Genomic DNA, 24015 nt, shown 5'->3' with positions numbered 1-24015 from the left:
GCCCGTGTCTCACCCATGCGTCGCCGTCCGGGGAGCAGTGCAAAGCTACCGCTTAGTAGTTGGTTCTTGTACTGTTCAGCCATGCCAGAAGCAGCCTCCGCCCCGGCCGTCCGGGCCACGATCGGCGACAGCGAGTTCGACCGCGACACCGCGCTCACCCGCCGCGCGCCCGGCGTCTACGACATCGACCTCTCCGCCGGCTGGACGATCATCAGCGCCGTCAACGGCGGCTACCTGCTGGCCGTCCTCGGCCGAGCGCTCGCGGACGCCCTGCCGCACGCCGACCCCTTCACCATCTCGGCGCACTACCTGACCGCGTCGCAGCCCGGCCCGGCGGTCGTCCGCACGGACGTCGTCCGCACCGGTCGCACCCTGTCGACCGGCCAGGCCTCGCTGTTCCAGTACGACGACGAGGGCCGCGAGGTCGAACGCATCCGCGTGCTCGCCTCCTACGGCGACCTGGACACCCTGCCCGACGACGTCCGCACCACGGCCCGGCCGCCCGCGATCCCGCCGATCGGGCACTGCTTCGGCCCCGAGGACGGGCCGGCCCCGGTCGAGGGCAGCTCGGCCATCACCGACCGGCTGATGCTCAAGCTCGACCCGTCGACCCTGGGCTGGGCCCTCGGACAGCCCTCGGGCAGGGGCGAGATGCGGGCCTGGTTCGGCCTCAAGGACGGCCGCGACCCCGACCCGCTCTCCCTGCTGCTGGCGGTGGACGCCCTGCCGCCGACCGCCTTCGAGCTCGGCCTGAAGGGCTGGGTGCCGACCGTCGAGCTGACCGTGCACGTGCGGTGCCGTCCGGCGCCGGGCCCGCTGCGCGTGTCGATCACCACACGCAACCTCGCCGGTGGCTTCCTGGAGGAGGACGCGGAGGTGTGGGACAGCGCCGACCGGCTGGTGGCGCAGTCCCGGCAGCTGGCGCGGGTCCGGCTCGGCTGAACCGCGCCGCACCGACCCCTCCCCGGATCTCCGGCGGGTGCGCGCTCGGGGGCTCCCGCCCGCGGACGAGCAGGCGCCGGCCGGGTCGCGGTGCGGCCGGAAAACGCCCGGGGGCGGCGTGCTCGCGAACGAGCGCGCCGCCCCCGGGCGTCGCGCGGTACGGCTCAATCCAGCCAGTGGTGACGGCCGAGGCCGATCAGCCGCAGCTGACGGGTCGCCACCCGGGCGACCTCCCGCTGCCGCTCCTCGCGCGCCTCCGGCGGCCCTTCCAGTGCCTCCAGGAAGAGCGACGCCGTGATCAGCATCTGGTCGACGTAGAGGTGCGCCAGCATCAGCAGGTCGTCCTCGCTCCAGCCCTCGGACACCGGGTCCTTGGCCAGCTCGTCCTTGACCTCCCCGGCGAACCGGGACAGTTGGTCCCGTATGGCCTCCCGCACCGGCTGGACTCCGCCATGTCGTTCCCGCGCGATGAAGCGGACATGCGCGGGGTACCCGTCGACGTGACGGGCGATCAACTCGATGGCACGCGTGATGCGTTCCTCCTGGTCACCCGTCCCGGACACCGTCGTCCGGATCATCGGGTGCAGGCTGCCCAGCGCCTCCTCGACCAGGGCCACGCCCAGATCCGACGTGGAGCGGAAGTGGCGGTAGAAGGCGGTCGGGGCGACACCGACGGCGCGGGTGACCTCGCGCAGCCCGAGGCTGCTCAGGCTCTGCTCCTCCAGCAGCCCCAGGGCCGCGTCCAGGAGTGCCTGCCGGGTCTTCTGTTTCTGGGCCTGCCGGATGCCGAGGGTGTGACTCATGCCATGCAGTTAACAACTGTTCTCTGGAATTGGAAAGTCATGAGAGGCGCTAGACTGGGAAGTCAGTGAACAAGTGTAACTACAATCGTTCACCGAATTCTGGGGGCTGTTTCCCATGCTGTTCATCGTCGCCGCACTCCTGCTGCTGGGGTTCGTGCTGGGCACCGTGGCCCACGCGCCGCTCGGCTTCTCCCTCGCCGCCGGCGCCGTCATCGCCGTCTGGCTCGGCATCTTCGCGATGCGGGAGCGCAACCGCCGGCGCCACCCGCAGGCCCACTGACCACCGCACCTCCGACCCGGGAGTCGATCATCGTGCAGCTCACCGCCCCGGCCTCGCGCCGCACCGGCATCCGCGACACCGACGGCATGGCCGTCGCGTCCTTCGTCCTCGGCCTGCTCGGCCTGCTGGTCCTCAACGTCTTCCTCGGCCCGATCGCCATCGTGCTGGCGAGCGTCGCCCTGTGGCGCGGCACCGAGCGGCGCGGACGCGCCCTGCTCGGTCTGGGCCTGGGCGTCGCCGACCTGCTGGTCCTGGCCGCCTTCGTGCAGTCCGACAGCACGATCTCCTGGAGCTTCTGAGCCGCCGTCGGCCGATCACGCGCCGGCGAGCCGGGGCCGGGCCCGGGGACGGCGGGCCACCGCCGCGCCGGACAGCGGTTCACGTTCGGCCAGCCTTGCTCTCAGGCCCGCCGAAGGGGAGCCGTAGAATCGGGCTCACCATGGCTTACCTCGACCACGCCGCGACCACCCCGATGCTCCCGGAGGCGGTTGAGGCGTTCACCGCCCAGCTGGGTGCCACCGGCAACGCGTCCTCCCTCCACGCATCCGGCCGGCAGGCCCGCCGCACCGTCGAGGAGGCCCGCGAGACCCTCGCCGAAGCCCTCGGCGCACGCCCCAGCGAGGTCGTCTTCACCTCGGGCGGCACGGAGGCCGACAACCTCGCCGTCAAGGGCCTGTACTGGTCACGCCGCGACGCCGACCCGGCCCGCACCCGCGTCCTCGCCAGCCCCGTCGAGCACCACGCGGTCCTCGACGCCGTGCACTGGCTCGGCGAACACGAGGGCGCCACCATCGAGTACCTGCCGGTCGACGCCCACGGCCGGGTCCACCCGGACACCCTGCGCGAGGCCATCGCCCGCAACCCCGGCGACGTGGCCCTCGCCACCGTCATGTGGGCGAACAACGAGATCGGGACGATCCTGCCGATCCGCGAACTGGCCGACGTCGCCGCGGAGTTCGCAGTCCCGCTGCACTCCGACGCCGTGCAGGCCTTCGGCCAGGTCCCCGTGGACTTCGCCGCCTCCGGCCTCGCGGCGATGACCGTCTCCGGCCACAAGATCGGCGGCCCCTACGGCATCGGCGCGCTGCTCCTCGGCCGCGAGCACACCCCCGTCCCCGTCCTGCACGGCGGAGGTCAGGAGCGGCACGTGCGCTCCGGCACCCTGGACGTGCCCGCCATCGCCTCCTTCGCCGTGGCCGCGCGGCGGGCCGCCGAGCAGCGCGAGTGGTTCGCCCGGGAGATCGGCGCCCTGCGCGACGCCCTGGTGGCGGCCGTCCGCTCGGCCGTACCCGACGCGATCCTCGGCGGCGACCCGGATCCCGAAGGGCGCCTTCCGGCCAACGCGCACTTCACCTTCCCCGGCTGCGAGGGCGACTCCCTGCTGCTCCTGCTCGACGCCCAGGGCATCGAGTGCTCCACCGGCTCCGCCTGTACCGCCGGCGTCGCCCAGCCCAGCCATGTCCTCCTCGCCACCGGCACCGACCCCGACCTGGCCCGCGGCACCCTCCGCTTCTCCCTCGGCCACACCTCCACCGAGGCCGACGTCGAGGCCCTGGCCAAGGCCATCGGCCCGGCGGTGGAACGGGCCCGGGCGGCGGGACTGACGTAGGCCGGACCGGCGCAGTGCCCGGCGGGCGGGCTGGGGTCGCCGTCCGCAACGTCCTGCCCGGACCCCGGGCTCCTCGCCGGGGGCGTGACCCTGCGCACCGGGGACGAGACCGCCGGGCGCGCCCTGGTCCTCCGCCTCCGCGGGTTCCTCGTGGGTTTGCCGTCGTCTTCGCCGTGTCGGTCCCGCGGCTGCGGCACGGGGCGCTCGGCCAGGGCCTGGCACCCGCCGTCGCCCTCGGCGCCGTCCTGTTCCGCGTCCGGCCGGCGGGCCGGTCAGGCGGGCGTCGTGCGTGCCCGGCGCACCAGCCGCAGGTACTTGTCCCAGTCCCAGTGCGGCCCCGGGTCCGTGTGGTCCGTGCCCGGGACCTCCACGTGGCCGATGATGTGCTCGCGGTCCACGGGGATGTCGTACCGCGCGCATATCCGGGCGGTCAGGCGCGCCGAGGCCTCGTACATCTCGTCCGTGAGGTCCTGCGGGCGGTCCACGAAGCCCTCGTGCTCGATGCCGACGCTGCGCTCGTTGTAGTCGCGGTTGCCCGCGTGGTACGCCACGTCCAGCTCGCGGATCATCTGCGTCACGTGCCCGTCCTGGCGGACGATGTAGTGCGTGGCCGCCTTGTGCCCCGGGTCCCGGAAGGCCTTCACCGCGCTGTCGAAGCTGCCCTGCGTGACATGGACGATCACCATGTCTATGCCGAAGTCGTCGGGCCGGTCCGCGCGCCGCCAGTTCGCGTCGGACGCCGCCACCCAGCGCGCGCCCGCGAAGTCGACCTCGCCCTCCTTGCGCGGCTTCTCCACGCCGGGGGTGCGCCACCACAACCGCCCCAGCTCGTCCCGGGCCAGCACGGCCGTGCCCGCCGCGGCCGCCGCACCGCCGATCAGCAACGCGCGGCGCCCGACCTTCCGGTCGCCGTCCCTCGAAGCCTTCCGCTGTCCCATGTGATCGTCAACGGATACCCGCCGGTCCTGGTTCCCGCGCCCCCTTACCCTGGAGGGGTTATGACTGACACCCCGCAGCGCCCCCGCCCCCTCCGCGTCCTGGCCGCCATGTCCGGCGGCGTCGACTCCGCCGTCGCCGCCGCCCGCGCGGCCGAGGCGGGCCACGACGTGACCGGCGTCCACCTCGCGCTCTCCGCCAACCCCCAGTCCTTCCGCACGGGCGCGCGGGGCTGCTGCACCATCGAGGACTCGCGCGACGCCCGCCGCGCCGCCGACGTCATCGGCATCCCGTTCTACGTGTGGGACCTCGCCGACCGCTTCCGCGAGGACGTCGTGGAGGACTTCGTCGCCGAGTACGAGGCCGGCCGCACCCCCAACCCCTGCCTGCGCTGCAACGAGAAGATCAAGTTCGCCGCCCTGCTCGACAAGGCGCTCGCGCTCGGCTTCGACGCTGTCTGCACGGGCCACTACGCCAAGGTGATCGTCCGCGAGGACGGCACCCGCGAGCTGCACCGCGCCTCCGACATGGCCAAGGACCAGTCGTACGTCCTCGGCGTGCTCGACGACCGGCAGCTCGCCCACGCGCTGTTCCCGCTCGGAGACACGGTCACCACCAAGGACGAGATCCGCGCCGAGGCCGAGCGGCGCGGGCTCGCCGTCGCCAAGAAGCCCGACTCGCACGACATCTGCTTCATCGCCGACGGCGACACCCAGGGCTTCCTGGCACAGCGGCTGGGCAGGGCCGAGGGCGACATCGTCGACGAGGCCGGCAACAAGCTCGGCACCCACGAGGGCGCGTACGGCTTCACCATCGGCCAGCGCAAGGGCCTGCGCATCGGCACGCCCGCCCCCGACGGCAAGCCCCGCTACGTCCTCGACATCTCCCCGGTGAACAACACGGTGACGGTCGGCCCGGCCGACGCCCTCGACGTCACCGCGCTGCGGGCGATCAGGCCGCGCTGGTGCGGCGCCGCCCCCACCGGCCCCGGCACCTACACGGCCCAGCTGCGCGCCCACGGCGGCGAGACCGAGGTGACCGCCGAGGTCGTCGACGGCACCCTGGAGGTCACCTTCGCCGAGCCGGTCCGCGGCGTCGCCCCCGGCCAGGCGATCGTCCTGTACGACGGCACGCGCGTGGTGGGCTCGGCGACGATCGCCTCGACCACGAGGGCGACGGCGGGCGTCGCCTGACCCCGGCCCCGCTCCCGCCCGAAGGCGGCTCCACGCGCGCGTGGAGCCGTGCACAGGCCTCTCAGCCCCGGCTGAAGAACTCCGTCAGCACCGGCGCCAGCACGTTCGGCTCCACCATGTGCGTCTGGCCCTGGAGCGTGCGGTACGACCCGTCGGGGACGCAGTCCGCGATGGCCCGGGCCGCCTCGCGCAGCCAGGCCGGGCTCGCGTCGCCCGCCACCGCCAGGGTGGGGACGCCGACCGAGGCCAGCCGCTCCCGGGGGACCCGGCCGTCACCCATGACGGCGTCGTCGTAGGCGAGGCTCGGCGCGAGTGTCTCCATGCCCGCCCACATGGGGGACTGACGGGCGTTGCGGATCACGCTCTCGGCCAGGCCGGTCAGCCGCAGGAACAGTTCCACCGCGTCCCCGCGCCGCCCCTCACCGAGCGCCTCCGTCAGCCCCCGGGTGTACTCCGCGCGCTCCCTCGCGCCCTCTCCCGACATCGTGAACGGCGTCTCGTACACCGCCACGCGCCGCACCGGCAGCCCGCTCGCCGCCGCCTCCAGGGCGAGCGCGCCACCGGAGGAGATGCCGTACAGCAACGCCTCGCCGCCCACCGCCTCGATCACCGCCGCCAGGTCCTCGATCTCGCGCTCCACCGCGTAGGGCGCGGTGTCGCCGCTGGCACCGCGGCCCCTGCGGTCGTACACGACGGCCTGGAAGCGCTCCGCCAGCGACACCGCCAGTGGCGCCAGCGTGCCGCCCGTCGACATCGCGCCGCTCACCAGGACGACCGCGGGGCCCCGGCCGGTGCTCTCGTAGGCGATGCGGGTGCCGTCCCGCGAAAGGGTCTTCTTGTCCATGCCTGTTGAGACTGCCGCACGGCACGGTGATCCTGGGTGAGGCGGGCCGTGCGTCAGCCGATCACGTGACTTCCACGTCGTAGAAGCACAGGTGGTCCTTGATCCCGGCGACGGCCGGCTTGGGGTCCGGATACGCCCAGACGAGGTCCGCGGCGCCCGGCAGGGACCAGTAGGACGCGGTGCCCTTGAAGGGGCAGTACGTCTGCGTGCCGGACGGGGTCAGCAGGTCCAGGCGCACGTCCTCGGGCGGGATGTAGTACCGCTCCGGACAGCCCGTCTCCCGCAGGAGCAGCGGCCGGTCGCTCTCGGCGAGGACCTGCCCGTCGCGCACCACGCGCACGTGCCGCTCGCTCCGCTCGACGGTGATGCGGTGCCCTGTCGTCACGATCGCCCTCCTCGGGTAGCCGGCTCATGCGATACAGCGCAGGCTGAAGCCGAGTTCTTCCCCCGCCCCCGCAGGAGGCCGAGATGCGCGCCACGGAACCGGCCAGGAACCGCAGCAGCCTGGTCCACCAGCTCCGGTACGCCCTGCGCCACCCGGAACGGGTGCCCGCGCACGCCCGGCGCCTCCTGCGGGACGCCCTGCTGCGGCTGCGCCACCGCGACCACATCGCGTACTACCGGGCGGTGATGGCCTCGGACGCGGCCCGCAGCGCGGAGGCGGCCGTGGGACACAACCCCTCGCGCGAGGCGTGGACGCGCATCGGGCGCATGCAGTTCGAGTACCTGGTGGGGCACGGCCTGCGGCCGCACCACCGCATGCTGGACATCGGCTGCGGCAACCTGCGGGCCGGCCGGCTGTTCATCGACTACCTCGACACCGGCCACTACTACGGCATCGACATCTCGCCGCACATCCTGCTCGCCGCCCAGGACGTCCTCGTCGCCGACAAGCTCCAGCCCAAGCTGCCCCACCTCACCCTCGCCGACGATCTGACCTTCGACTTCCTGCCCGACGCGCACTTCGACGTGGTGCACGCGCACAGCGTCTTCTCGCACTCGCCGCTGCCCGTCATCGAGGAGTGCTTCGCGCACGTCGGGCGGATCCTCGCGCCCGGCGGGTTCTTCGACTTCACGTTCGACCGCACCGAGGGCGAGGAGCACCAGGTGCTGCACGAGGACTTCTACTACCGGACGCGGACCCTGACCGACCTCGCCGCGCGGCACGGCCTGGACGCCCGGTTCATGGACGACTGGGAGCGGCTGCCGCACCGCCAGTCCAAACTGCGCCTCACCACGGCCGCCGACCCGGCCCGTACGGTGGGTCCATGAACATCTGCGTCTTCCTCTCCGCCGCCGACCTCGACGAGCGCTACACCCGGCCCGCGCGGGAGTTCGCCGAGCTGCTCGGCAAGGGCGGTCACACGCTCGTGTGGGGCGGCTCCGACGTCGGCCTGATGAAGGTCGTCGCCGACGGCGTGCAGGAGGCGGGAGGCCGGCTGGCCGGCGTCTCCGTGCGGTTCCTCGCCGCCAAGGCCCGCCAGGGCGTCGACGAGATGGTGATCGCCGAGGACCTCGCCGAGCGCAAGCGGCTGCTGCTGGAGAAGGCCGACGCGGTGGTCGTCATGGTCGGCGGGACGGGCACGCTCGACGAGGCGACCGAGATCCTGGAGCTGAAGAAGCACGGGCACACCGACAAGCCGGTGGTCCTGCTCAACACGGCGGGCTTCTACGACGGCCTCAAGGAGCAGTTCCGCCGGATGGAGGACGAGGGCTTCCTGCCCCGCCCGCTGACCGACCTGGTCTTCTTCGCGGAGGAGCCGGTCGGGGCACTGGCCTACCTGGAGGAGAGCCGGGGCATCGCCTGACCGGCTCCGATGCGAGCATGGCGGGCATGGCTACTCATGTGATCACCGGGGCCGGATCCGGCATCGGCGCGGCCGTGGCCCGCCGCCTGCACGCGCGCGGGGACGAGCTCGTGCTGCACGCGCGCGACGCGGCCCGCGCGAAGGAGCTGGCGGCCGGCTTCCCCGGCGCCAGGACGCTGGTCGGCGACCTGGCGGACCCCGACAAGCTCTCCTGGGCCTTCTCCCACCAGTCCCTGCCCGACCGGGTGGACTCGCTGCTGCACATCGCCGGCGTCGTCGACCTCGGCCCGGTCGGCGAGCTCACCCCGAAGACCTGGCGCCACCAGCTCAACGTCAACCTCGTCGCCCCCGCCGAGCTGACCCGCCACTTCCTGCCCCAGCTGCGCGCCGCCCGCGGCCACGTGCTCTTCGTCAACTCCGGCGCCGGCCTCAACGCCCACGCCGACTGGTCCGCCTACGCCGCCTCCAAGCACGGCCTGAAGGCCCTCGCCGACGCGCTGCGCCACGAGGAGCACGGCAACGGGGTGCGCGTCACCTCGGTCTACCCCGGCCGCACGGCCAGCCCCATGCAGGCCAAGGTCCACCAGCAGGAGGGCAAGGAGTACGACGCCTCGAAGTGGATCGACCCCGAGTCGGTGGCCACGACGATCCTTATGGCCCTGGACCTGCCGCGCGACGCCGAGGTCAACGACCTGACGGTGCGGCCGGGCGCCTGACCCCGGCGCCCGTTCACTAGGCTGTCGCGGTGAGCGAAAACAGCCAGTTCAGGTTCGGTGCGGCCACCGGTGTCGGCTCCCTGCCCGGAGGCGACGCCCGGGAGGCAGCCAAGACCGCCACCGGGACCTTCGAGGACTTCCCCTTCCTGCCCGAACTGCCCGCCCGGGGCCCCGGCGCCGACATGATCGGCCGGACCGCCGGCATGCTCGTCGAGCTGTACGCGCGCGTGGAGCCCAGCGGCTGGCGGCTCGGCGACCGGCCGGGGCGGGACACCAAGCGGGCCCGCTCCTGGCTCCGCGAGGACCTCGACGCGCTGGAGGAGCACACCCAGGAGTACCAGGGGCCGCTGAAGGTCCAGGCCGTCGGCCCCTGGACCCTCGCCGCCAACCTGGAGCTGCGCAACGGCGAGGCGGCCCTGTCCGACGCCGGCGCCTGCCGCGACCTGGCCGCCTCCCTCGCCGAGGGCCTGCGCCAGCACCTCGCCGAGGTGCGGCGGCGCGTCCCGGGCGCGCAGCTCGTGCTCCAGCTCGACGAGCCCTCCCTCGCCGCCGTGCTGCGCGGCCGGGTGAAGACCGCCAGCGGTTACCGCACCCACCGGGCCGTCGACCGGCAGATCGCCGAGCAGACGCTGCGCGACCTCGTCGGGACGCACCCCGACGGCCCGGTCGTCGTCCACTCCTGTGCCCCGGACGTCCCGTTCGCCCTGCTCCGCCGGGCGGGTGCGGCGGCCGTCTCGTTCGACTTCTCCCTGCTCACCGAGCGTGACGACGAGGTGATCGGGGAGGCGGTGGAGGGCGGCACCCGGCTGTTCGCCGGCGTCGTCCCGTCCGCGGAGGGACCATTGTCAGACCCTGCCGGTAGCGTCATGGGTGTCAGGACGCTGTGGCGCAGGCTGGGGCTGTCTCCGGGGCTTCTCGCGGAGGCGGTCACCCTCACCCCGGCGTGCGGACTCGCGGGGGTCTCCCCGGGGTACGCGCGCCAGGCTCTCGCCCACTGTGTCAGGGCGGCGAGATCCCTCGCGGACAACCCAGAGTAACGGGAGGACGACACGGTGGCCGGCGACAAGCAAGCGGAGACGACGACGGTGCCCGCCGAGGCACGGGAGAAGCACGCGCGCCTCGCGGAGCAGATCGAGGAGCACCGCTTCCGCTACTACGTGAAGGACGCTCCCGTCGTCAGCGACGCGGAGTTCGACCAGCTGCTGCGTTCCCTGGAGGCGCTGGAGGAGGAGCACCCGGAGCTGCGCACGCCGGACTCGCCGACCCAGAAGGTCTCCGGGTCCTACGAGACGGAGTTCACGGCGGTCGCCCACCGCGAGCGCATGCTCTCGCTGGACAACACCTTCAACGACGACGAGATGGCCGCCTGGACGGAGCGCATCGCCAGGGAACTGGGCGAGCAGGACTACCACTTCCTGTGCGAGCTGAAGGTCGACGGACTCGCCGTGAACCTCACCTACGAGCACGGCCGCCTCACCCGCGCGGCGACCCGTGGCGACGGCCGCACCGGCGAGGACATCACGCCGAACGTGCGGACGATCGCGGAGATCCCCGACCGCCTCAAGGGGGACGACGTCCCCGACCTCGTCGAGATCCGCGGCGAGGTCTACTTCCCGATGGAGAAGTTCCAGGAGCTCAACGCCCGTCTGGTCGAGGCCGGCGACAAGCCCTTCGCCAACCCGCGCAACGCGGCCGCCGGTTCCCTGCGCCAGAAGGACCCCCGCGTCACGGCCACCCGCCCCCTGCACATGGTGGTCCACGGCATCGGCGCCCTGGAGGGCTTCACCGGCCTGACCCGCCTCTCCCAGGCCTACGACCTGCTCAAGACCTGGGGCCTGCCCACCTCCCGGCACAACAAGGTGGTCGACGGCCTGGAAGGCGTACGGGAGTTCATCGCCCACTTCGGCGAGAACCGCCACTCCGTGGAGCACGAGATCGACGGCGTGGTCGTCAAGCTCGACGAGATCCCCCTCCAGGGCCGCCTCGGCTCCACCTCGCGCGCCCCCCGCTGGGCGATCGCTTACAAGTACGCCCCGGAGGAGGTCAACACCAAGCTGGTCAACATCCGCGTGGGCGTGGGCCGCACGGGCCGGGTCACCCCGTACGCCCAGGTCGAGCCGGTCACGGTCGCCGGCTCCGAGGTCGAGTTCGCCACGCTGCACAACCAGGACGTGGTCAAGGCCAAGGGCGTCCTCATCGGCGACACGGTGGTGCTGCGCAAGGCCGGTGACGTCATCCCCGAGATCCTCGGCCCCGTCGCCGACCTGCGCGACGGCAGCGAGCGCGAGTTCGTGATGCCGAGCGAGTGCCCCGAGTGCGGCACCCCGCTGCGGCCGATGAAGGAGGGCGACGTCGACCTGCGCTGCCCCAACGCCCGCACCTGCCCGGCCCAGTTGCGCGAGCGCCTGTTCTACCTCGCGGGCCGCAAGGCGCTGGACATCGAGCACTTCGGCTACGTCGCCGCGGCCGCCCTCACGGCCCCGCTGGAGCCGAAGACCCCGCCGCTGGCGGACGAGGGCGACCTGTTCGACCTCACCGTCGAACAGCTGCTGCCCATCAAGGCGTACGTCCTCGACCAGGACAGCGGCCTGCCCAAGCGCGACCCGAAGACCGGCGAGGAGAAGGTCGCGACGGTCTTCGCCAACCAGCAGGGCGAGCCCCGCAAGAACGCGCTCGCCATGCTGGAGAACATCGCCGCGGCCAAGGAGCGCCCGCTCGCCCGCATCCTCACCAGCCTGTCGATCCGACACGTCGGGCCGGTCGCGGCCGAGGCCCTGGCCCGCGAGTTCCGCTCGATCGAGCGCATCGACCAGGCCACGGAGGAGGAGCTGGCGGGCACCGAGGGCGTCGGGCCGACCATCGCCGCCTCCCTCAAGCAGTGGTTCGCCGAGGACTGGCACCGCGAAATCATCCGTAAGTGGAAGGCCGCGGGCGTCCGCATGGAGGCGGAGAGCACCGGCGAGGACGAGGGGCCGCGCCCGCTCGAAGGCCTCACGGTCGTCGTCACGGGCACCCTCGAACACTTCACGCGGGACGGCGCCAAGGAGGCCCTGCAGAGCCGGGGGGCGAAGGTGACCGGTTCCGTTTCGAAGAAGACGTCGTTCGTCGTCGTGGGGGACAGCCCCGGATCGAAGTACGACAAGGCGATGCAGCTGAAGGTTCCGGTTCTGAACGAGGACGGTTTCGGTGTCCTGCTGGAACAGGGGCCCGAAGCGGCGGCCGAAGTCGCCCTTTCGTCCGAGGAGTAGCGGTTGAAGGCCACCCGTTCGGCGCATACCAGATGCATACGGGTGGCCGGGGCGCATTCGGGCAACCGTCGGCGACCGCCGCCCGTGGAAGCCTTCTGCGGCCTACTGTTGAGATGTGCGCCTGCCGTGCCCGGCTGCGGTCGGGGCATCTTCGTGCTCGCGCGGAGTGCGGGGAAGGGATTTCCCACGCGGGCCGTTGGGTTTGTCGGGCACCGGGCCGCGGGGCGTGGGCACCGCCGGCTGTGAGAGGGACGGGAATGGAACCGACCGAGAGCGCCGAGCCGGGCTCACGGCTGCGCCGTGTGGCGGTCGCATGGCGGGCAGTGCGTGGGGCCGGGCGGCCGGCGGGGCATCCGGGCGCCCAGGCGCGCGCCGTCGGGCAGTACACCGCGGGCGGACGCGCCGCCGCGGACGCCCGCGGCACCGCACAGCCGGCCGGCGAGCGTCCCCCGGCGGCGACCGGCGCCGGGCCGGACGCGGACACCGAACGGCACCCGTCCTGGCCCGTGCTGCCCGCGGCGATCGTCGTGGCAGCCGGGTTCGTCCTGGGCGCCGGCTTCTACCGTGCCTTCACCGGCGGACACGCCCTCTTCCCGTCGGGCACCACCGGCTGGGCGCTGGCCCTGCTGACCGGCGTCATCGTCGGCCACCTCGTCATGCTCGGCCGCTCCCGCTGGTGGGGCGGCACCGGCTCGGGCGCCGCCCTCACCCTCGCCGTGCTGCTGCTGTACGGCTGGCTGCCGGCCGGGATGGTCAGCCTCACGGTCGTCGTGCTGGTCGGCGTAGCCCGCCGCCACCGCTGGCGCCAGGGTGTGCTGCACGGGGCGGTCGACCTCCTCGGGATCGGCGCCGGCGCCCTGGTGCTGGCCGCCTTCGGGACGGTGCCCTCCGTCGAGTCCCCCACGGACCCCGGGGCCTGGACGCTCGCCACCGCGCCCGAGGTGGCCCTGGTCGCCGTCGCCTACCTCGCCGTCACCCGCGTCCTGCTCTGGTACCTGCACGCCCCGCGCTCCGGTCTGCCCACCGTCGCCCGCACCGCCCTGGTCCGACACGGCCTGGTCGCGGTCGCGCTGCTGGGCATCGCGCCGCTGGTGTGCGTGGTGGCCGTGGCCAAGCCGATCCTGCTGCCGCTGTTCTCCATCCCCCTCATCGCCCTGGACTCCACGCTTTGGATAGCCCGGGCCCGGGCCGAGGAGCAGCTGCGCGACCCGCTCACCGGGCTGCCCAACCGCCAGTGGCTGCTGGAGCGCATCTGGACCGCGCTGGACGACGCCGAGCGGATCGACGCCCGCGCCGCCCTGATGCTGATCGACCTCGACCGGTTCCGGTCGGTCAACGACACCCTCGGTCATCTGGCCGGTGACCGGCTGCTGCTGCAGATCGCGGACCGGCTGCGGGTGGCGCTGCCGCGCGGGGCGGAGGCCGCGCGGCTCGGCGGGGACGAGTTCGCCGTCTTACTGCCGGTCGCCGACTCCACGACGTCCGCGACCCGCATCGCACGCCAGCTGGTCACCGCGCTCAGCTCCCCCCTCGACCTCGACGGCCTCACGCTGGTCCTGGAGGCCAGTGCCGGGGTCGCCGTCTTCCCCGACCACGCACTCGACGCCGAAGGACTCCTGCGCCGGGCGGACGTGGCGATGTACCAGGCCAAGCGGGACCGCACCGGCGTCGAGGTGTACGAGTCCAAGCGCGACTCCAACACCCCCGACCGGCTCGGTCTGCTGGGCGATCTGCGCCGGGCGCTCGACGCGCACGAGGTGCACCTGCACTACCAGCCCAAGGTCCGCTTCGACGGACAGGTCGCGGGCCTCGAGGCCCTGGTCCGTTGGGTGCACCCGGAGCGGGGCAAGGTACCGCCGGACGAGTTCATAGCGATCGCCGAGTCCTCGGGCCTGATGCCCCACCTCACCGAGTACGTCCTGGAGACCGCGCTCGGCCAGGTCGCCCGCTGGCGCGCCCAGGGCCTGTTCGTGCCGGTCGCGGTGAACGTCTCCCCGCGTGACGTGCACACGCCTGGCTTCGCCGGCTCGGTCGCCGCCCGGCTGGCCCGGCACGGCGTGCCCGCGGGAGCGCTCCAACTGGAGATAACGGAACACGTCCTGCTGGAGGACCCGCAGCGCGCCGCCGACACCCTCAACGGGCTGACCGCGCACGGCGTGAAGATGTCCCTGGACGACTTCGGCACGGGCTACTCCTCCCTGGTGCACCTGCGCCGGCTCCCCGTCAGCGAGCTGAAGATCGACCGCTCCTTCGTGGCCCGGCTGGCGCTCGACCACGAGGACGCGGAGATCGTGCGCTGCACGGTCGACCTCGCGCACTCCCTCGGGCTGCTCGTCGTCGCCGAGGGCGTCGAGGACGACGAGACCTGGGAGCGCCTGCGCGACCTCGGCTGCGACGCCGTGCAGGGCTGGCTGGTCGCCGCCGCGATGCCGCCCGAGGAGACCACGGCCTGGCTCCGCGCCCGGGGCTCGCGGGGGTGGCAGCGCCCCCGCGCCGCGCTCCCGGCGGCCGCGGCGGACGACTCGGGCCGGGTGGGTTAGCCGGACCCGCGGGCCCGGCGGACCCGTCCGGCCGCGCGGGCGGGCCCGGCCCGCGGCCGCGACGCGATACCCGGCTCGCCGGCCGCCCCGGGCGCGGGCCGGCAAACCGTTTCACGGGCACGGCTCCCCGCCCCATAGGATTGGGCCACACCACATTCACTCACCCCAGAGGATCGCTGCATGCCTGGCATCACGCGCGAGGAGGTCGCCCACCTCGCCCGGCTGGCGCGTCTGGAGCTGAAGCCCGAAGAGCTCGACCACTTCGCGGGACAGCTGGACGACATCATCGGCGCGGTCGCCCGCGTCAGCGAGGTCGCCGACCAAGACGTACCGCCGACCTCGCACCCGCTCCCGCTGACGAACGTCATGCGCCCGGACGAGGTCCGTCCCTCGCTCACCCCCGAGCAGGCGCTCTCCGGCGCCCCGGCCCAGGAGCAGCAGCGTTTCAAGGTGCCGCAGATCCTGGGGGAGGACTAAGACCGTGACGGACATCATCAAGCTCACCGCCGCCGAGACCGCCGCGAGGATCGCCTCCGGCGAACTCACGGCCGTCGAGGTCACCGAGGCCCACCTCGCCCGCATCGAGGCCGTCGACGAGAAGGTGCACGCCTTCCTGCACGTCGACCGCGAGGGCGCTCTCGCCCAGGCGCGTGCCGTCGACGAGAAGCGGGAGCGCGGCGAGAAGCTCGGCCCGCTCGCCGGCGTCCCCCTCGCGCTGAAGGACATCTTCACCACCGAGGGCATCCCGACGACCGTCGGCTCGAAGATCCTCGAAGGCTGGATCCCGCCGTACGACGCGACGCTCACCAAGCGGCTGAAGGCCGCGGACGTGGTCATCCTCGGCAAGACCAACATGGACGAGTTCGCCATGGGGTCCTCCACCGAGAACAGCGCCTACGGCCCGACCGGCAACCCCTGGGACCTGACGAAGATCCCCGGCGGCTCCGGCGGCGGCTCCTCCGCCGCGCTGGCCGCGCACATGGCGCCCCTGGCCATCGGCACCGACACCGGCGGCTCCATCCGCCAGCCCGCCGCCGTCACCGGCACGGTCGGCGTGAAGCCGACCTACGGCGCGGTCTCCCGGTACGGCATGGTCGCCTTCTCGTCCTCCCTGGACCAGGGCGGCCCCTGTGCCCGCACGGTCCTCGACGCGGCCCTGCTGCACGAGGTCATCGCCGGGCACGACCCGCTCGACTCGACGTCCATCGACGCCCCGGTCCCGCCGGTCGTCGAGGCCGCCCGCAACGGCAGCGTGCAGGGCATGCGCGTCGGCGTCGTCAAGCAGTTCCGCGGCGAGGGCTACCAGGCCGGCGTCATCCAGCGGTTCGACGAGTCCGTCGAGCTGCTGAAGGAACTGGGCGCCGAGATCGTCGAGCTGGACTGCCCCTCCTTCGACCTGGCGCTGTCGGCGTACTACCTGATCGCGCCGTCCGAGTGCTCCTCCAACCTCGCCCGCTTCGACGGCCTGCGCTACGGCCTGCGGACCGGCGACGACGGCACGCACTCGGCCGAGGAGGTCACCTCCCTGACCCGCGAGGCCGGTTTCGGCCCCGAGGTCAAGCGCCGCATCATGCTCGGCACGTACGCGCTCAGCTCCGGCTACTACGACGCGTACTACGGCAGCGCCCAGAAGGTCCGCACGCTCATCAAGCAGGACTTCGACAAGGCGTTCGAGCAGGTCGACGTGATCGTCTCCCCGACGACCCCGACCACCGCCTTCGCCATCGGCGAGCGCGCCGACGACCCGATGGCGATGTACCTCGCCGACCTGTGCACCATCCCGACCAACCTGGCGGGCAACGCGGCCATGTCGCTGCCGTGCGGCCTCGCCCCGGAGGACGACCTCCCGGTCGGTCTGCAGATCATCGCCCCCGTCATGAAGGACGACCGCCTGTACAAGGTGGGCGCCGCCGTCGAGGCCGCCTTCGTGGAAAAGTGGGGCCACCCGCTGATCGAGGAGGCTCCGTCGCTGTGAGCGCACTGTCCAAGGCCAAGGGCTTCAAGAAGTCCAAGTCCGGTCTGTACATCTCGATGGCCACGTCGGCGTTCGGTGCCGTCGGGGTCTACAAGCAGATCAAGAAGGCCCGCGGAGACAACGACACGCTGCGGCTGCTCGACGCCGTCATCACCGGCGCGGCCGTCGTCACCAACCTGGCCATTCTCTACCGCGAGCTGAAGCAGCTGGGCGACGACGACGTTCTGCTGGGCTGAGAGGGAACCTTCACCGTGACCACCACGACCGACCTGGTGTCGTACGAGGACGCACTCGCGTCGTACGACCCCGTCATGGGCCTTGAGGTCCATGTCGAACTCGGCACCAAGACCAAGATGTTCTGCGGCTGCTCGACCGCCCTCGGCCAGGACGCCAACACGCAGACCTGCCCGGTCTGCCTCGGCCTGCCCGGCGCGCTCCCGGTCGTCAACGCGACCGGCGTCGAGTCCGCCATCAAGATCGGCCTCGCGCTGAACTGCGAGATCGCCGAGTGGTGCCGCTTCGCCCGGAAGAACTACTTCTATCCGGACATGCCGAAGAACTTCCAGACCTCCCAGTACGACGAGCCGATCGCCTTCAACGGCTACCTCGACGTGCAGCTGGAGGACGGCGAGACCTTCCGCGTGGAGATCGAGCGCGCCCACATGGAGGAGGACACCGGCAAGTCGACCCACGTCGGCGGTGCCACCGGCCGCATCCACGGCGCGTCCCACTCCCTGCTGGACTACAACCGCGCCGGCATCCCGCTCATCGAGATCGTCACCAAGCCGATCGAGGGCGCGGGCGAGCGGGCGCCCGAGGTCGCGCGGGCCTACGTCCGTGAGCTGCGCGAGGTCATCCGGGCGCTCGGCGTCTCCGAGGCCCGCATGGAGATGGGCCAGATGCGCTGCGACGTGAACCTGTCGCTGCGCCCGCACGGCACCGAGAAGTTCGGCACGCGTTCGGAGACGAAGAACGTCAACTCGCTGCGGTCCGTGGAGCGCGCGGCCCGCTTCGAGATCCAGCGGCACGCGGCCGTGCTCTCCTCCGGCGGCACGATCGTGCAGGAGACCCGGCACTTCCACGAGGACACGGGGTCGACGACCTCGGGCCGCGTGAAGGAGGAGGCCGAGGACTACCGGTACTTCCCGGAGCCCGACCTGGTGCCGGTCGCCCCGTCCCGCGAGTGGGTCGAGGAGATCCGCGCCGGTCTGCCCGAGCTGCCGCTGGTCCGCCGCAACCGGCTCCGCGAGGAGTGGGGCATCAGCGGCACCGACATGCAGGCGATCCTCAACGCCGGTGCGCTGGAGCCGATCGTCGCCACCATCGAGGCCGGCGCCGACGCGGCGTCCGCCCGCAAGTGGTGGATGGGCGAGCTGGCCCGCAGCGCCAACGAGTCGGGCAAGGCGCTCGACGAGCTGGCGATCACGCCGGCGCAGGTGGCCCGGGTCACCGAGCTCGTCGCGAAGGGCGACCTGAACGACAAGCTGGCCCGACAGGTCATCGAGGGAGTCCTCGCGGGCGAGGGCACCCCGGACGAGGTCGTCGACAAGCGGGGCCTGAAGGTCGTCTCCGACGAGGGCGCCCTCACCGCCGCCGTCGAGGAGGCCATCGCCGGGAACCCGGCCATCGCGGACAAGATCCGCGGCGGCAAGGTGGCCGCGGCCGGCGCCCTGGTCGGTGCCGTCATGAAGGCGACCCGGGGACAGGCCGACGCGGCGCGCGTCAAGGAGCTGATCCTGGAGAAGCTGGGCGTCAGCGAGGGCTGAGCCCCCGCGTGACGCGACACAGGGGGGATGCGCCGGACCCGGCGCATCCCCCCTGTCACGTCCTACGGGCGGCGCCCCACGATCCGGACGAAGCCCAGCGTGCGGCCCTGGTCCAGGCGCAGCATCTCGGCCGACCGGCCGGCCATCTCGACGTGCCACGGGTCCGTGTGCTCGTCGGCGACGACCTCGCACCAGCGCAGCCAGTCGCGCCAGCCGTCCTCCAGCCAGTCCGCGGTCTCCACCTCCACGGCCCCGCTGCGGGTCCAGTGGCGGCGCCACCAGGCGGCGGTGTGGAAGCACCAGAAGGCGGGCTCCCAGTAGGGCCGGAGATGCTCCGGCGGCTCGACGCCGTCGATCTCCTCACGCAGCGCCGGTACGACGACGCCGATCCGCCCGCCGGGCTTCAGCAGCCGCGCCAGCCCGGGCAGGTACAGGTCGTCGGTGCCGAAGTACTGGTAGGCGTCGACGGAGACGATCGCGTCGAAGCTGTTCGCACCGAACGGCAGGTCGTGCGCCTCGGCGAGCACGGGCAGGACGCGGTCGGCGACGCCCGCCTCGTCGATGCGCCGGGCGTTCTCGTCGGGCTTGACCCACAGGTCGGCGGCGGTGACCCGGGCGTCGTACTCCTTGGCCAGGAAGATCGACGTCATGGCGCGTCCGCAGCCCAGGTCGAGCACGCGCGAGCCGGGGCTCAGGGTGTCGGGCCCCAGGGCCGGGGCCAGCCACTCCAGCAGCCACAGCGCGTGCGGGCCCATCTGGTTGTCGATGGTCCAGCGGGCGTCGTAGCCGTTGCTGCGCGGGTAGCCGGGGTGGCTCACACGGTCAGCGAGGGGGTCGTTCGAGGTCCGGGAAGTGATGTCCGGCATCGGTGAACGGGCTCCTTGAGTCCTTGAGGAAGAAGGGGGATGCGTCGGAGCTCGGTCGGACCGTCAAACAATGCACCTGCTTCGGCCGGGCGGCCGGCAGGCCGCGGGCGTTCCTCGGACCCGCGGACGCTAACAGGCCCACGACAGGCCCCGCACCCGGTTTTCCCCGGCCCGCGCGCTACCGTCTCGGCCATGAGTGGACGCGCTGATTCCGACACCGACCCGGAGATAGCGGGCCCGGAGACGGCCGTCGAGCAGGACGACTCCGAAGAGCCGCCGGAGCAGGACGGCGCCGAGGACCGTCCGCAGGACGCCCGCCGGGCCCGCTGGACCGCCGCCGGCACCGGTGCCGCCCTGACCCTCGCGGGCCTGGCCGCCGCACTGCTGCGCCTCACCGGCTCCGCGCCGGCCCTCGTCCCGGCCGCGTACGCCGCCGGGGCCGCCGTGTGCGCGGCCGCCGCCGTCCTGGGCTCCCGGGGCCGCACCCGGCGCGCGCTGTGGCTGTTGATCGGGGGCGCCATGGTCATGGCGGTGGGGGACCAGTTCGACTGATCGCGACGGACCGCGACCGCTGTGAACAACCCCACGAAACCGACAAACGATCTCGTTCGCCTGCAAGAGTGGCCATGCATTGCTCATGCGCTCTTTGCGGGCCGTTCAGTTCAGGGACGACTGTTCCCGGTCAAAGATCCACAAAAAGTAACTCTGGGAGCACGTTTCGTGGCAGCCCTCGCACGCTGGTGTGTCCGACGCCGTCTGGTCACCGTTCTGCTGTGGCTCCTCGCCTTCACGGGGGTCGCCGCGGGCGCCGCCGTCGCCGGCACCGCGTACTCGAACGACTACCAGGTCCCCGGCACCGAGTCCGGCCGCGCCGCCGAGCTGCTGCACGAGGGCTTCCCGCAGCTCGGCGGCGACAGCGACACCGTCGTCTGGCACACCGAGTCCGGCAGCGTCCGCGCCGCCGACGTCGAGCAGACGATGGCCCGGACCCTGGACCGCATCGAGAACCTCCCCGGCGTGGCCTCGGTCACCAGCCCCTACGACGGCCCGGGCACGGGCCGGATCAGCGCGGACGGCCGCACCGCGTACGCCACGGTCACCTTCGACGAGCAGGCCCAGGACATCGACGAGGGCGAGGCACGGGCCGTCGTCGCCACCGCCGAGAGCGCCCGGGCCGACGGGCTCCAGGTGGAGCTGGGCGGCAGCGCCGTCGCGCTCACCCAGTCCTCCGGCGGGCACGTCGCGGAGGTCGTCGGCGTGCTCGTCGCCGCCGTCGTGCTGCTCCTGGCCTTCGGCTCGCTCGCCGCCTCGCTGCTGCCCATCGCCACGGCCCTGGTCGGCGTCGGCACCGCCTACGCCGGGATCGTGCTGCTCGGGCACGCCATGACCGTCGCCGACTTCGCCCCCATGCTCGGCATGCTGATCGGGCTCGGCGTCGGCATCGACTACGCGCTGTTCATCGTCACCCGGCACCGGCGCGGCCTGAAGCGCGGGCTGTCGGTCACCGAGGCCGCCACGAACGCCGTGCAGACCACGGGACGGGCCGTCGTCTTCGCGGGTGCCACCGTTTGCATCGCCCTGCTGGGCATGCTCATCCTCCGCCTGAGCTTCCTCAACGGCGTGGCGATAGCGGCCGGTCTGACCGTGGTCCTCACCGTCGCGGCCTCCGTGACCCTGCTGCCCGCCCTGCTGTCCCTCATCGGCATGCGCGCGCTCAGCCGCCGCGAACGCCGCCGGCTGGCGGAGCACGGGCCCCAGCCCGAGCTGCCGACCGGGTTCGCCGCCCGCTGGGCGGCCTTCGTGGAGCGCCACCCCAAGCTGCTAGGGGCGGTCGCACTGGTCGTCATGGCCGTCCTCGCGCTGCCCACGCTCTCCCTCCACCTGGGCACCTCCGACCAGGGCAACGACCCGAAGACCGCCACCACCCGGCAGGCCTACGACCTGCTCGCCGACGGCTTCGGACCCGGCGTCAACGGCCCGCTCACCCTCGTCACCGAGGTCGACGCAGCCGGCGACAGGCTCGCCCTGGACAACCTCGACGCCACCCTGCGCGCCACCGACGGCATCGCCTCGGTCACCCCGGTGACCTTCGGCTCCGGCGGCCACACCGCCTACCTCACCGTCGTACCCGACTCCTCCCCGCAGTCGCAGCGGACCAGCGACCTCGTGGACCGGCTGCGCGACGAGGTGCTGCCGCGCGCCGAGTCGGGCACCTCGCTCGACGTGCAGGTGGGCGGCATGACGGCCGGCTATGACGACTTCGCCGACGTCATCGTCGCCAAGCTGCCCGTCTTCGTCGGGGTCGTGATCGGCCTGGGCTGTCTGCTGCTGTTGCTGGCCTTCCGGTCGATCGGCATCCCGCTGAAGGCCGCCGCGATGAACGTCGCCGCCGTGGCCTCCGCCTTCGGCGTGGTCGTCGCGATCTTCCAGTGGGGCTGGGGCAGCGAACTGCTCGGCCTCGGCAGCGCGGGACCCATCGAGCCCTTCCTGCCGGTGATCATGGTGTCGGTGCTCTTCGGCCTGTCCATGGACTACCAGGTCTTCCTGGTGAGCCGGATGTACGAGGAGTGGCTGGAGACCGGCGACAACCGGCGGGCCGTCCGCGTCGGCCTCGCCGAGACCAGCCGGGTGATCAACTCGGCGGCGGTCATCATGATCTCGGTCTTCCTGGCCTTCGTGCTCAGCGGCGACCGCGTGATCGCCATGTTCGGCATCGCCCTCGCCGCCGCCGTCGCCCTGGACGCGTTCGTCCTGCGCACGCTGCTCGTGCCCGCCCTGATGCACCTGCTCGGCGGCGCCAACTGGTGGCTGCCCCGCTGGCTCGACCGGAGCATGCCACGCATCAGCATCGAGCCGCCCGAGACGCGGGCCACCCATGAGAGGCTGGCCGCCGCGACGGACGCCGAGGCGGCGGACGTCCTGGCGGAGGAGGAGCGGCAGCGGGATGTACGCGATATCCCTGGGTGAAGGCGCCGAACTGCGTCCCCTGGAACCCTGGCACGCCGGGGAGTTCCTGGCGCACCTGGAGCGGGGGCGGGAGTTCATCGGCCGGTACATCCCGTTCGGCACGACCGAGACGGACCTGCTCTCCGCCCGCGCGAAGCTCCAGGTCTACGCCGACATGCGGGCCGCCGACACCGGCTCCCTGCACGGGCTGTGGCTGGACGGGACGCTCGTCGGCGGTGTGCTGTTCCTCAACTTCGACGCGGCGAACGGCACCTGCGAGGTCGGCTGCTGGCTGGAGCCCGCCGGGACAGGCCGGGGCCTGGTCACGCGCGCGATGCGGGTGCTGATCGACTGGGCCGTCGAGCAGCGCGGCATCCACCGCGTCGAATGGGTCGCCGCCTCGGGCAACCAGCCGAGTCTGAACGTGGCGCGGCGACTCGGCATGACCCGCGACGGCGTGCGCCGCGCGGCTCACCACTACGGTGGCGTACGGCACGATCTCGAAGTCTGGTCCGTGCTGGCGCCCGAGTGGCGCGAGGCACGCGCGCGTGCCGGTCACAGCGATCATTAAGAGACTTCTCAGACAGCGACCCTACGGTGCGAGGCATGGCAACGAACGCAGTGGACGAGACCGAGGCCACCGAGGCCACGACCGACGACGAGGCGGTGGACATCACCGAGTCCGACGAGGTGATCGGGTCCGAGGCCCCGGCCCCCGTGACCAAGGAGGACGGCTCCCAGGGAGTCGGCCAGGGCGCGGGTGCCGTGGTCTCCGCCGCCCTGGGCGTCGTCTCGCTCACCGGCAGCTGGGTCGGCACGGTGGCCTCCGCCCGCCGCAACCTGATCGGCCAGCTGGAGACCGCGCAGAACGCGAGCGTGGCCAAGCAGATCCAGGCCGTCTACGGCGACGCCTGGCAGACCACCGCCCTGTGGGGCGGCCTGTTCGCGCTGACCGCGCTGGTCGTCGGCGTCGTGGTGCTCGCCCGGCCCGCGTTCGGCACGCCCGGCCGGGTTCAGGCCCCCTGGATCAAGTCGGTCGCCTGGGCGGGTGTCGCGCTCGGCGTCATCGGCCTGCTCCTGGCCGTCCTCAAGTACACGGACGTGCTGCTCGGACTGCCGTCCGCGAGCTGACCCGCCGCGGGTCCTGAGGGGTCTTAGGCCCTCCGTGAGTGTCTTACGGAGGGCCTGAGGCCCCTCACGCGTGTCTAAGGTCCCGCCGGCCTCCCAAGATGCGGAACTCTCCCGATGTGGCTGCCCCGCCTGGGGGACGAAGGTGGAGACATCGCGGAGGAACCCCTCCGGGACCGGTCTCTCACCGAGGACACGCCATGTACGAGTACGAACTGCAGCAGATGCGCACCGCCGACCTCATCCGCCGGGCCGACCACGAGCGCCGCGTCCGCGAGGCCGACCGCGCCCGCCGCGCAGAGCGCCACGCCTCCGCGGAGCACGAAAGCCATACCCGCCGCTTCCGGCGGCTCCGCTCGACCCGCATCGCGTGAACGGGAAGCCGGCGACGGCCGACACGCCGACGGTGGCCGCC

General features: G+C 72.6%; 25 protein-coding genes. 20 read left to right on the top strand and 5 right to left on the bottom strand.

Going from position 1 to position 24015, the window contains the following annotated elements:
* Positions 1-81: 81 nt before the first annotated feature.
* Positions 82-942, top strand: coding sequence for a thioesterase family protein (locus RIN80_RS05820; protein ID WP_309094409.1), 861 nt, complete (start codon positions 82-84; stop codon positions 940-942).
* A 164-nt stretch (positions 943-1106) separates the two neighbouring features.
* Here RIN80_RS05820 and RIN80_RS05815 read toward each other — a convergent pair whose 3' ends face one another.
* Entirely contained in the window at positions 1107-1745 is a 639-nt protein-coding gene (locus RIN80_RS05815) for a TetR family transcriptional regulator (protein WP_309094408.1), read from the bottom strand.
* Positions 1746-1860: 115 nt separating this feature from the next.
* Between RIN80_RS05815 and RIN80_RS05810 the strand changes: the two genes are divergently transcribed.
* The 3 genes from RIN80_RS05810 (at position 1861) to RIN80_RS05800 (ending at position 3634) form a co-directional block, all read left to right on the top strand.
* On the top strand, positions 1861-2025 hold the full coding sequence (locus tag RIN80_RS05810) for a hypothetical protein (protein ID WP_309094407.1): 165 nt from the start codon (positions 1861-1863) through the stop codon (positions 2023-2025).
* A gap of 32 nt (positions 2026-2057) precedes the next feature.
* Complete coding sequence (locus RIN80_RS05805) at positions 2058-2324, top strand: DUF4190 domain-containing protein (RefSeq protein WP_309094406.1); 267 nt, start codon at positions 2058-2060, stop codon at positions 2322-2324.
* 140 nt (positions 2325-2464) lie between these two features.
* Positions 2465-3634 carry a cysteine desulfurase family protein gene (locus tag RIN80_RS05800; RefSeq protein WP_309094405.1) on the top strand — a complete coding sequence of 390 codons (1170 nt, stop codon included), beginning with the start codon at positions 2465-2467 and terminating at the stop codon, positions 3632-3634.
* 272 nt (positions 3635-3906) lie between these two features.
* Here the strand turns inward: RIN80_RS05800 and RIN80_RS05795 are convergent, their stop codons facing one another.
* Entirely contained in the window at positions 3907-4572 is a 666-nt protein-coding gene (locus tag RIN80_RS05795; protein WP_309094404.1) for a peptidoglycan recognition family protein, read from the bottom strand.
* 60 nt (positions 4573-4632) lie between these two features.
* On the opposite strand from RIN80_RS05795, the gene mnmA reads away from it, so the two are divergent.
* The gene (mnmA, locus tag RIN80_RS05790) at positions 4633-5763 is read left to right on the top strand and encodes a tRNA 2-thiouridine(34) synthase MnmA (protein ID WP_309094403.1); all 1131 of its coding nucleotides are present in this window, start codon (positions 4633-4635) and stop codon (positions 5761-5763) included.
* Positions 5764-5824: 61 nt separating this feature from the next.
* On the opposite strand, the gene RIN80_RS05785 is transcribed toward mnmA, so the two are convergent.
* Both RIN80_RS05785 and RIN80_RS05780 read right to left on the bottom strand, forming a co-directional pair.
* Positions 5825-6607, bottom strand: coding sequence for an alpha/beta fold hydrolase (locus tag RIN80_RS05785; protein WP_309094402.1), 783 nt, complete (start codon positions 6605-6607; stop codon positions 5825-5827).
* 61 nt (positions 6608-6668) lie between these two features.
* Positions 6669-6992 carry a DUF427 domain-containing protein gene (locus RIN80_RS05780; RefSeq protein WP_309094401.1) on the bottom strand — a complete coding sequence of 108 codons (324 nt, stop codon included), beginning with the start codon at positions 6990-6992 and terminating at the stop codon, positions 6669-6671.
* Positions 6993-7075: 83 nt separating this feature from the next.
* On the opposite strand from RIN80_RS05780, the gene RIN80_RS05775 reads away from it, so the two are divergent.
* The 10 genes from RIN80_RS05775 to gatB all read left to right on the top strand — a co-directional run bounded on the left by RIN80_RS05775 (position 7076) and on the right by gatB (position 18660).
* Positions 7076-7879 (top strand): class I SAM-dependent methyltransferase, encoded by an 804-nt coding sequence (locus RIN80_RS05775; RefSeq protein WP_309094400.1) that lies wholly within the window; start codon positions 7076-7078, stop codon positions 7877-7879.
* Positions 7876-8415 carry a TIGR00730 family Rossman fold protein gene (locus RIN80_RS05770; RefSeq protein ID WP_309094399.1) on the top strand — a complete coding sequence of 180 codons (540 nt, stop codon included), beginning with the start codon at positions 7876-7878 and terminating at the stop codon, positions 8413-8415. Before RIN80_RS05775 ends, RIN80_RS05770 begins: the two co-directional genes overlap by 4 nt.
* Positions 8416-8441: 26 nt before the next feature.
* Positions 8442-9131, top strand: a complete 690-nt coding sequence (locus RIN80_RS05765; RefSeq protein ID WP_309094398.1) for an SDR family oxidoreductase — start codon at positions 8442-8444, stop codon at positions 9129-9131.
* Positions 9132-9160: 29 nt separating this feature from the next.
* Entirely contained in the window at positions 9161-10168 is a 1008-nt protein-coding gene (locus tag RIN80_RS05760; RefSeq protein ID WP_309094397.1) for a methionine synthase, read from the top strand.
* Between the two features lie 15 nt (positions 10169-10183).
* The gene (gene ligA / locus RIN80_RS05755) at positions 10184-12379 is read left to right on the top strand and encodes an NAD-dependent DNA ligase LigA (protein WP_309094396.1); all 2196 of its coding nucleotides are present in this window, start codon (positions 10184-10186) and stop codon (positions 12377-12379) included.
* A gap of 257 nt (positions 12380-12636) precedes the next feature.
* The gene (locus RIN80_RS05750) at positions 12637-14919 is read left to right on the top strand and encodes a bifunctional diguanylate cyclase/phosphodiesterase (RefSeq protein WP_309094395.1); all 2283 of its coding nucleotides are present in this window, start codon (positions 12637-12639) and stop codon (positions 14917-14919) included.
* Between the two features lie 180 nt (positions 14920-15099).
* Entirely contained in the window at positions 15100-15396 is a 297-nt protein-coding gene (gene gatC, locus RIN80_RS05745; protein ID WP_031117542.1) for an Asp-tRNA(Asn)/Glu-tRNA(Gln) amidotransferase subunit GatC, read from the top strand.
* Positions 15397-15400: 4 nt separating this feature from the next.
* Positions 15401-16894 carry an Asp-tRNA(Asn)/Glu-tRNA(Gln) amidotransferase subunit GatA gene (gatA, locus tag RIN80_RS05740; RefSeq protein ID WP_309094394.1) on the top strand — a complete coding sequence of 498 codons (1494 nt, stop codon included), beginning with the start codon at positions 15401-15403 and terminating at the stop codon, positions 16892-16894.
* Positions 16891-17130 (top strand): hypothetical protein, encoded by a 240-nt coding sequence (locus RIN80_RS05735; protein ID WP_309094393.1) that lies wholly within the window; start codon positions 16891-16893, stop codon positions 17128-17130. The genes gatA and RIN80_RS05735 overlap by 4 nt, the downstream gene beginning before the upstream one ends.
* Before the next feature lie 15 nt (positions 17131-17145).
* Positions 17146-18660 (top strand): Asp-tRNA(Asn)/Glu-tRNA(Gln) amidotransferase subunit GatB, encoded by a 1515-nt coding sequence (gatB, locus tag RIN80_RS05730; protein WP_309094392.1) that lies wholly within the window; start codon positions 17146-17148, stop codon positions 18658-18660.
* A 62-nt stretch (positions 18661-18722) separates the two neighbouring features.
* Here the strand turns inward: gatB and RIN80_RS05725 are convergent, their stop codons facing one another.
* The gene (locus RIN80_RS05725) at positions 18723-19526 is read right to left on the bottom strand and encodes a methyltransferase domain-containing protein (RefSeq protein WP_309094391.1); all 804 of its coding nucleotides are present in this window, start codon (positions 19524-19526) and stop codon (positions 18723-18725) included.
* Between the two features lie 192 nt (positions 19527-19718).
* On the opposite strand from RIN80_RS05725, the gene RIN80_RS05720 reads away from it, so the two are divergent.
* The 5 genes from RIN80_RS05720 (at position 19719) to RIN80_RS05700 (ending at position 23974) form a co-directional block, all read left to right on the top strand.
* On the top strand, positions 19719-20078 hold the full coding sequence (locus RIN80_RS05720) for a hypothetical protein (protein ID WP_309094390.1): 360 nt from the start codon (positions 19719-19721) through the stop codon (positions 20076-20078).
* Positions 20079-20246: 168 nt separating this feature from the next.
* Positions 20247-22493, top strand: coding sequence for an MMPL family transporter (locus RIN80_RS05715; RefSeq protein ID WP_309094389.1), 2247 nt, complete (start codon positions 20247-20249; stop codon positions 22491-22493).
* Complete coding sequence (locus tag RIN80_RS05710) at positions 22471-23043, top strand: GNAT family protein (RefSeq protein WP_309094388.1); 573 nt, start codon at positions 22471-22473, stop codon at positions 23041-23043. The genes RIN80_RS05715 and RIN80_RS05710 overlap by 23 nt, the downstream gene beginning before the upstream one ends.
* Positions 23044-23078: 35 nt before the next feature.
* Complete coding sequence (locus RIN80_RS05705) at positions 23079-23603, top strand: hypothetical protein (protein ID WP_309094387.1); 525 nt, start codon at positions 23079-23081, stop codon at positions 23601-23603.
* A 197-nt stretch (positions 23604-23800) separates the two neighbouring features.
* Positions 23801-23974 carry a hypothetical protein gene (locus RIN80_RS05700; RefSeq protein WP_309094386.1) on the top strand — a complete coding sequence of 58 codons (174 nt, stop codon included), beginning with the start codon at positions 23801-23803 and terminating at the stop codon, positions 23972-23974.
* The last annotated feature ends 41 nt before the right edge of the window (positions 23975-24015 follow it).

This window comes from Streptomyces sp. (assembly GCF_031181705.1).
Taxonomy (GTDB): domain Bacteria; phylum Actinomycetota; class Actinomycetes; order Streptomycetales; family Streptomycetaceae; genus Streptomyces.
Note: the sequence above shows the minus strand (reverse complement) of the source record. Positions and strands in the feature narration are given on the sequence as shown.